Origin of the sequence: Pseudomonas sp. Root562 (assembly GCF_001427125.1) — a bacterium.
GTDB lineage: Bacteria > Pseudomonadota > Gammaproteobacteria > Pseudomonadales > Pseudomonadaceae > Aquipseudomonas.
Genome location: NZ_LMGK01000026.1, coordinates 226,661 through 232,912, shown reverse-complemented (window position 1 = coordinate 232,912; position 6,252 = coordinate 226,661). Strand labels below are relative to the sequence as shown.

The 6,252-nt window shown below is 57.8% G+C and carries 6 protein-coding genes and 1 tRNA gene; 3 read left to right on the top strand and 4 right to left on the bottom strand.

Features of this window, described 5'->3' with window-relative positions:
• Nucleotides 1-139: 139 nt before the first annotated feature.
• Nucleotides 140-352 (top strand): hypothetical protein, encoded by a 213-nt coding sequence (locus ASD60_RS27875; protein ID WP_056857095.1) that lies wholly within the window; start codon nt 140-142, stop codon nt 350-352.
• Here the strand turns inward: ASD60_RS27875 and ASD60_RS27870 are convergent.
• Nucleotides 349-579, bottom strand: a complete 231-nt coding sequence (locus tag ASD60_RS27870) for a hypothetical protein (RefSeq protein WP_056857094.1) — start codon at nt 577-579, stop codon at nt 349-351. The genes ASD60_RS27875 and ASD60_RS27870 overlap by 4 nt on opposite strands.
• 230 nt (nt 580-809) lie before the next feature.
• Between ASD60_RS27870 and ASD60_RS27865 the strand changes: the two genes are divergently transcribed.
• Nucleotides 810-885: transfer RNA gene (locus tag ASD60_RS27865), tRNA-Asn, on the top strand.
• Nucleotides 886-965: 80 nt separating this feature from the next.
• On the opposite strand, the gene ASD60_RS27860 is transcribed toward ASD60_RS27865, so the two are convergent.
• The 3 genes from ASD60_RS27860 to ASD60_RS27850 all read right to left on the bottom strand — a co-directional run bounded on the left by ASD60_RS27860 (nt 966) and on the right by ASD60_RS27850 (nt 4,486).
• The gene (locus ASD60_RS27860) at nt 966-1,961 is read right to left on the bottom strand and encodes an AraC family transcriptional regulator (RefSeq protein ID WP_056857093.1); all 996 of its coding nucleotides are present in this window, start codon (nt 1,959-1,961) and stop codon (nt 966-968) included.
• A gap of 1 nt (nt 1,962) precedes the next feature.
• A complete protein-coding gene (locus tag ASD60_RS27855; RefSeq protein WP_177336616.1) occupies nt 1,963-2,976 on the bottom strand; it encodes an AraC family transcriptional regulator in 1,014 nt (337 codons plus the stop codon).
• Nucleotides 2,977-3,235: 259 nt separating this feature from the next.
• Entirely contained in the window at nt 3,236-4,486 is a 1,251-nt protein-coding gene (locus tag ASD60_RS27850; protein ID WP_056857092.1) for an OprD family porin, read from the bottom strand.
• A gap of 360 nt (nt 4,487-4,846) precedes the next feature.
• On the opposite strand from ASD60_RS27850, the gene antA reads away from it, so the two are divergent.
• Complete coding sequence (gene antA, locus ASD60_RS27845) at nt 4,847-6,250, top strand: anthranilate 1,2-dioxygenase large subunit (protein WP_056857105.1); 1,404 nt, start codon at nt 4,847-4,849, stop codon at nt 6,248-6,250.
• Nucleotides 6,251-6,252 lie beyond the last annotated feature (2 nt).

The following is a 6,252-nucleotide window of genomic DNA, read 5'->3' as shown; positions in this document are numbered from 1 at the left end:
TGGGCGTGCATGCGTTCCGGAGAAGAATTTAATACGGCCAAGCTTTTTAGCGAAAAACATCTCGCGAAAGCTTGACCGTGAACAGAGTATCTACAGGTTTTTTTTGCGTTTGTACCTGAGATGTCTTATGAGAGCCGATATGAAAAACGACAACCTGCGTGCTGACCGCGATGACCTGGATGACCTGGATCGCTTCATCCCTCGCGCCCCGGCCAAACAACGCGGCAACAACCTGGTGATGCAAGTCGCTGCCGGCGTATTTCTCGGCGGTCTGGCCTTGTGGCTGGTGCAACTGGGCGCCACGGCGCTGTATGCCAAACTGATGCTTGGCACGATCACATTCGGCGGCTAGGCCAACTCGGTCGCGCGCTGGCTGGCGGCGTCGTCATAGGCGACGTAAAGCGCTTCGGCAACCTGGCTCTTGATCGCCTTGGTGCTTTCCAGGCCCAGGACGAACCCTTCAGCCTTGCCACCGGCGCGATTCAACTCATCAGAGGTGCTGGCCTGGGTAATTGCGTCGAAGAGTTTTTCGGCGTGCGGACCAACCCCTTTGGGCAGACTGATCTGGGTGATGCTCATGCAGGCACCTCGTGGTTTCGAGGCGTTGTGGAGGTCAAACGAGACATGGCGCGTACCTTTTCGGCGAATGGCCGGCAGCGCGTGTAACCACTTCCGGGCAGCCATGGTAGACCCCGCCAGTGATTCTGGTAACCGCCAATCACCGATAAACCACCGTCCGTCCCCATGAATCGCGGAAGTTATTATCGGGCGCTTGACTTCTCTTTTTGAATCAGTAACATAGGCGCCATTCCGCGATAGCTCAGTTGGTAGAGCAAGTGACTGTTAATCACTGGGTCCCTGGTTCGAGTCCAGGTCGTGGAGCCAGACAAGGTTCGGAGATCAAAATCTCCAGCCATCAAAAAAACCCGCCTTATGGCGGGTTTTTTTGTGCTCGCGTTTCCTGCTCATGCCTGAGACTTCATCGTCTGCTTTGGCAACTCTCCAAACCGCTGCCGATAGTAATTGGCAAACCGCCCCACATGGCCAAAGCCAAATTCCAGCGCCACCTCAGTCACGCTGGAATAGGGCCTCGCCAGCAAGTACTCCCGAGCGGCTTCCAGGCGTAATCCGCGCAAGCGGTCCATAGGGCTTTGACCGTATTCGCGCTGGCACAAGGTATTTAAGCTGCGAATGCTTACCCCGACGGCAACCGCCAATTCTGCCAGCGTAATGCCCTGGGCAAGGTGCTCGCGCATACACGCTTCGATTTTCTGCAGTTGGCGTGTGGGCTGGCGCGGCGACGAGGATTCTTGCTGTGTAATACCACAATGGCTGAGCAGAAACAGCGGCAGGCTCTGCTCCAGATGCTGCAACCAGCGCGAAGGCGTAGCGCTCGCTTCGCCATCGGGTAGATGCTCCAGCAATTCGCTGACCAGTCGAAACCAGCGCATCGCCAGGGGCCGTTGCAGGCGGCTGACCGGCGCCAGCGTGAAGTCCGATGGCAAATCGTCGGCCAGCGCGTTCTGGCTGGCGTCGAGCAATGCCCGTGGCAATTTGAGGATCAGTTGCTCACAGCCCTCCTCCCACACCACACGTGCGTGTTCACGCGGGAACAGAATCGCCACTTCTCCGGGGCTGACGCCATAGCCCATGCCGTCGGACTCAAGGGTGGCACTGCCGCGCAGTGGCATCTGTACCAGCACGAAATCTTCGAAAGGCCGCGGGCGGATCTCCACCTGGCCACCGTAGCGCAACGCATACAGTTCGCAGCTGGCGACCTGGCCGCGATAGAACGCCGTGTCGACACCGCCCCGTGGCCAATCCAGCTCATGCTCCACCAGCGCTTGCCCCATCAAACGCTGGGTTTCCTGCGCCGAACGGCTGGTGAAAACCGGCTCGCGGCACATCAGCGACAAGTTCAGGCCCACGCTGTTGGCGGTGGCGGCGTGTAAAGTCGTCATTTCAAAGCGACCGGTTGCGACGGGCTTCGCTGCGTTGCAAGGTGGCGCTCGGCGTTTCGTTGAACAGCTTGCGGTATTCGCTGGCGAACCGACCCAGATGCGAGAACCCCCAACACATTGCGATCACCGAAATGTTGCGCACCGAGGCGTCTTCGAGGATTTCCTGGCGCACCGCGCCGAGGCGATACTTTTTCAGGTAAGCCATGGGCGAGACGCCGAAGTGTTTGCGAAAGCCTTCGAACAGTTTGAAGCGGGACACGCCTGCTGCCGCCTCGATGTCCTCCAGGTGCATGTCTTCGCGGGCGTTGCTTTCGATGAAATCCTTGGCGCGTATCAAGTAGTACGGCAACTTGGCGCCCAATTGGTCACGCAGTTCAGCACTGTAGTTGTTGGGCTGCGAAAGGATCAGGCCCTTGATCAGCGCGCTTTCGATATCGCGGGTGAAGAACACCTGATTGAACAGATCCTGGCCGCGCTCAAGTTCATCGATGTAGTAACGGGCCAGCCGCCACCAGGAGGCAGAGGCGCCGTTGACCGCGTCCATCACCGGCTCGAACTTCAGCGGCATTTCCAACGGGCGCTGCAGCATGCCTTCCAGGGTCTGTCGCATGGCCATGCGGGTAATCACCACGGAGATCTTGTGGCAGTCACCGGCCATGGTCAGTGACTGGGTTTCGTGGGGGGTGACGATCAGGCCCTGGTCCTGATTGGAGTACAACCGGCGACCGTCCTTGAGCAACTCTTGCTCGCCACGAATCGGCAGGCTGAGGCTGTAGCAATTGAGGTGTTCGGCATCTTCGACGCCGATGGTCACGTCGGTGCCGTATTCCATCCGGCCCAAGGTCGTGGACATGGATTTGAACACATTGGCCTTGTGGTGAAATTGAATCCGGTTCGGCTGGCTGGTCTGCAACTCATGTGGCCCGCAAATGCCGGCCATCCATGCGCGGGCACCGGCCAGGTCGTAGCGATCTATGCGGATATCTCGAAACTGGGCAACATTTGGTTCAGTCATTTCAGTACACCCACGGCAATGGACATCGACACGCTCTTCGGCGCGTATTCTCATTGGATTTGCAAGGGCTGTGCCCAGCCGGCGCGAACAAGCGATATCCGCATTTTTTGGCTAGTAATCGGAAACAATCTGGATATTGAACGCGTTGCGCGTCGTTGATGCACACGGCAACAGTGCCGATAAAGGTCGACGCCAAGGGTAATGCGCTACCCAAGGCGTCACTTCAGCGCACAACCGCGTTCGATTTGAGGGCAGGACGTTACCAAAATTTCCAGGTGTAAGTAGTGATCAGACGGTTCTCCACCCAGTCATTGCCGTGGCTGAATTTGGCGACAACATTGCCGGCTTCCACACCCACGCCCTTGAGCGGACCGCTTTGCACCACATAAGACAGCACCAGGTTACGCTCCTGCTCCGCTGCCTGGCTGAGGTTGTCGCCACGGTCCACCGAAGTACCCTTGAAGTAACGGGTCATGAAGTTCAGGCCCGGTACGCCGAGGGCGGCGAAATCGAAGTCATAACGCAGCTGCCAGGATTTTTCGTTGGGCTTGATGAACCCTACCCGCGACCAGTTCACCAGAAACGGCTGGGGTACATAACCACCCAAAGTCGGAAAGTTGCTGTCGCCGAGCATGCGCTGGTAGCCCACGCCGAATCGATGGCCGCCCTTTTTGAGCGAGGTCATGGCACCGTAGGAGCTGTTATCAATGTTTCCGTACAGGGCCTCGCCATCTTCGTTGTTATTGAAGTAACGCAAGTCGGTCTTCAGCCCATAACCGTCACCCAGATCCGCCAGGTGAGTGATACCCAGATAGTGCTGTTGATAGATGTCTTGCAGTTGCGCGTAGAAGTAGGTGCCGGTCACTGAGGGCGTCAAGGCATAACTGGCGCCGGCGAGGTTCAGACCGTCGCTGCCGTGGCGCACGCCGGAGCCGGTCTGCAGGTACAGTTTTTCGTAATTGGAGGAGTTACGCGCGCCGATTTCCGTCAGGCGTCCGGCGGTCAATGTCAGACGATCGACTTCCTTGGACTCGAGCAAGGCGCCGCGATAGGTCGTGACCAACTGGCGCGAGTCGTCAATGATCACCACTGGCAGAAACGGCCGCAACTCACCGACTTTCAGTTCGGTTTTTGAATAGCGCATTTTCAGCGTCACACCGCCACGGCCATATTCATCGGCCTGCTCCTGACGACTCTGGCTGTACGGGATGATGGTGTCATCGCCACGCCCGCCACCGCCGTCCAGTCGAAAGGCATACTGCGCCTCTGCATCGAGGCCGAACTGCAGCGGGCCATCGGTATAGCCGGAGGCAAAACGCAGGTCGAAACCCTGGGTCCAACTGCCCACTCGCGAATGGGGCGGGTTGTTCTCCTTGTAATCCCGATCAAGGTAAAAGTTGCGGGTACCCAACGTCAGCTTGCTGTCACTGACTACATCTGCCTGTGCCAACAATGGCGTCAACAAGCCAACTGTTTGAACCCCCCGAACTAACCACGCTTTATGCAACATATTATTTCTTCCCCCTGCCGCTTATATAGCAACACATGAATAGAAGGCACTTCGGGTACAGAACCCAGGGCCATGAGCAATGGCAGTTTTAGTGACCTGAAGCGAGACACTCTGGTGGTGCTTCGATTGAAATTAAGCCGTAACAAGTTCATCAGCGGCTATCCCGTTACTGAACGACAAATAGCCGTTTGCTCAGCCAGCGATCGCGATGAAAGCCCGTGTTTACGGGGATTTATCGTCAACAGCTGCGTATCAGGGCTTATTTTCCGGATGGGTTTCCACTAATAAGCGGATAGACCCTGCCGGCCACCCCGTCATTAAATGAAGGCACGAATTAGCCCATTGGCCGAGGACTGGGAAATGACAACTGCACGAAGTGTCGAACAGTGGAAAAGTTATATCGAAAGTTGCCTGGACTTCCGCCCGCAAGACGGTGTTTATCGCATTGCCCGCGATATGTTTACCGATCCGGAATTGTTCGATCTGGAAATGGAACTGATTTTCGAGAAGAACTGGATCTATGCCTGTCACGAAAGCGAGATCGCCAATAACCATGACTTCATGACGATGCGGGCCGGTCGCCAGCCACTGATCATTACCCGTGACGGTGAGGGTCGCCTCAACGCCCTGATCAACGCCTGCCAGCACCGCGGCACCACCCTCACCCGCGTCGGCAAGGGCAACCAGTCAACCTTCACCTGCCCCTTCCATGCCTGGTGCTACAAAAGCGACGGGCGCCTGGTGAAGGTCAAGGCGCCGGGCGAGTATCCCGAAGGTTTCGACAAGGCCACCCGCGGCCTGAAAAAAGCCCGTATCGAAAGCTACAACGGCTTTGTGTTCGTCAGCCTCAACGTAGAGGGCACCGATACCCTGGAAGACTTCCTCGGTGACGCCAAGGTGTTCTTCGACATGATGGTGGCGCAGTCGCCGACCGGTCAGCTCGAAGTCCTGCCGGGCAAGTCGGCCTACACCTACGACGGTAACTGGAAACTGCAGAACGAGAACGGCCTGGACGGCTATCACGTCAGCACCGTTCACTACAACTACGTAGCCACCGTTCAGCACCGCCAACAGGTCAATGCCGAGAAAGGCCTGACCGCGAGCGACACCCTGGACTACAGCAAGTTGGGCGCAGGCGACAAGGAAACCGATGACGGCTGGTTCGCCTTCCACAATGGCCACAGCGTGCTGTTCAGCGACATGCCCAACCCGGCCGTGCGCCCGGGTTATGCCAGCATCATGCCGCGCCTGATCCAGGAACACGGCCAGGGCAAGGCCGAGTGGATGATGCACCGCCTGCGCAACCTCAACGTCTACCCGAGCATGTTCTTCCTCGACCAGATCAGCTCGCAGCTGCGGATCATCCGCCCGCTGGCCTGGAACAAGACAGAAATCAACAGCTTCTGCCTGGGCGTCGTCGGCGAGTCGGATGCGGATCGGGAAAACCGCATTCGTCAGTTCGAAGACTTCTTCAATGTGTCCGGCATGGGCACCCCCGACGACCTGGTGGAGTTCCGTGAAGCCCAGCGTGGTTTCCAGGCGCGCCTGGAGCGCTGGAGCGATATTTCCCGCGGCCAGGGCAAGTGGGTCGAAGGCCCGACTCGCAACAGCGAGACCATTGGCATCGCACCGGCACTGACCGGCACCGAATTCACCCATGAAGGCCTGTACGTCAATCAGCACGCCAACTGGCAGCGCTTTTTGCTTGAGGGCCTGGCGCGCAAGGCTGCCGAACAACAACCGTTGAAACTGCGTGAGGTGTGAAG